2 protein-coding genes are annotated in these 2,189 nt (G+C 62.4%); both read right to left on the bottom strand.

All coding sequences use genetic code 11. The features are described 5' to 3' along the window. Window positions 1-764, bottom strand: a 764-nt coding sequence (locus EN884_RS33920; protein ID WP_128361036.1) for an FAD-dependent oxidoreductase, incomplete at its 3' end; no start/stop codon positions are given. 36 nt (window positions 765-800) lie between these two features. Then, window positions 801-2,108, bottom strand: a complete 1,308-nt coding sequence (gene glnT / locus EN884_RS33915; RefSeq protein WP_063167614.1) for a type III glutamate--ammonia ligase — start codon at window positions 2,106-2,108, stop codon at window positions 801-803. Window positions 2,109-2,189: the final 81 nt, after the last annotated feature.

Here is a 2,189-nt window from a genome sequence, read left to right as displayed (position 1 = left end):
CTCTCGATCGGCAGGCGCAGACCGGCCATTGCTGCGACGCGCGACGAGGAGCCGGCGACCGCCATGCCAACCTTTCCGGCGCCGATCTTGCCGCGCGACGTCTCGACGCCGGTCACCTTGCCATTGGCGTCCCTGACAAAACCGGTGACTTCGCAATTCTGGATGATGTCGACGCCGAGTTCGCTCGCCGCATGCGCATAGCCCCAGACCACCGCATCGTGCCGCGCCGTGCCGCCGCGCCGCTGCAACAGCCCGCCTTGCACGGGAAAGCGCGCATTGTCGAAGTTCAGGAACGGGATCATCTTCCTGACGGCAGCGAGGTCGAGCAGTTCGGCGTCGATGCCGTTGATGCGCATAGTGTTGCCGCGCCGCGCATAGGCGTCGCGCTGCGCATCGGAATGGTAGAGGTTGATGACGCCGCGCTGGCTGACCATCGCATTGTAGTTGAGGTCCTGCTCCATCCGCTCCCACAGCTTCATCGACAATTCGTAGAAGCCGGTGTTGCCGGGCAGACCGTAATTGGAGCGGATGATGGTGGTGTTGCGGCCGGCATTGCCGGAGCCGATCCAGCCTTTTTCGAGCACGGCGACATTCTTGATGCCGTACTCGCTGGCGAGGAACCAGGCGGTGGCCAGCCCGTGCCCGCCGCCGCCGATGATCACCACGTCGTAGCGATCCTTCGGCGTGGCGTCGCGCCAGGTGCGCTGCCAGTTCTTGTGGCCGGACAGGGCGGCACGAGCGAGCGAGAAGATCGAATATTTCATCAGTTCATTCCGAGGTCGCTCGCGTCGCGCTGGTGGTCAAATATCCAGCGTGTGGTCGCGCTCCCATTGCGTGAAGTGCGAAGCATAGGAATTCCATTCCTGGTGCTTCAGCTTTAGGTAGGCCGACGAGAAATCCTCACCCAGCGCCGCCTTGAGCGATTTGTCCTTGTCGAACTCGCGCAAGGCGTCGAGCAGGTTGAGCGGCAGTTTTGGCGCGCCCTTTACCGTATGGCCATGCTGGTACATGTCGATGTCGTAGCGCTTGCCAGGATCGGCCTTCGAGCGAATGCCGTCGAGGCCGGCGGCGATGATGACCGCTTGCAGGAGATAGGGATTGGCGGCGCCATCCGGCAGCCGCAGCTCGAAGCGGCCGGGGCCGGGCACCCGCACCATGTGGGTGCGGTTGTTGCCGGTCCAGGTCACCGTGTTCGGTGCCCAGGTCGCGCCCGAAATGGTGCGCGGCGCGTTGATGCGCTTGTAGGAATTCACCGTCGGGTTGGTGATCGCGGCCAGTGCGGAGGCATGTTTCATGATGCCGCCGAGGAAATTCCTGCCCTTGGCCGACAGGCCGAGCTCCATCGAATTGTCGGCGAAGACGTTGGTCTTGCCGGCCTTGTCCCAGACCGAGATATGCGCATGGCAGCCATTGCCGGTCAGGCCCTGGAAGGGCTTCGGCATGAAGGTCGCGCGCAGGCCATGCTTTTCCGCGATCGACTTGACCATGAATTTGAAGAACGAGTGCTTGTCGGCGGTCGCCAGCGCGTCGTCGAAGGCCCAGTTCATCTCGAACTGGCCGTTGGCGTCCTCATGGTCGTTCTGATAGGCGCCCCAGCCGAGCGCCAGCATGTGGTCGCAGATCTCGGCGATGACGTCGTAGCGCCGCATCACCGCTTGCTGGTCGTAGCAGGGTTTTGAGGCCGTGTCGTATTCGTCGGAGATCGTCTTGCCGTCAGGCGAGATCAGGAAGAACTCGGCCTCGACGCCGGTCTTGACATGCATGCCGTCGCTGGCGGCTTCCGCGATCAGCCGCTTCAGTGTGTTGCGCGGCGCCTGGTCGACCTCCTTGTCGTCCATGATGCAGTTGGCCGCCACCCAGGCGACCTCAGGCTTCCACGGCAGCTGGATCACCGAATCCGGATCCGGCACCGCAAGCATGTCGGGATGCGCCGGCGTCAGGTCCAGCCATGTGGCGAAACCGGCAAAGCCGGCGCCGTCCTTCTGCATGTCTGATATCGCCTGCGCCGGCACCAGCTTGGCACGCTGGCCACTGAACAGGTCAGTGTAGGAAATCATGAAATATTTGACGTTTTTCGCCCTTGCGAATTCAGCAAGATCAGTTGCCACGGTAGTTCCCCATTTTTATCGATTGTTGTTCCCGAGTATGCGGGAATCGGCCCTTCGTTGATCAGAAGCCGTTCTTCCCCG

This window comes from Mesorhizobium sp. M7A.F.Ca.AU.001.01.1.1 (assembly GCF_004022735.1).
Taxonomy (GTDB): domain Bacteria; phylum Pseudomonadota; class Alphaproteobacteria; order Rhizobiales; family Rhizobiaceae; genus Mesorhizobium; species Mesorhizobium ciceri.
Note: the sequence above shows the minus strand (reverse complement) of the source record. Positions and strands in the feature narration are given on the sequence as shown.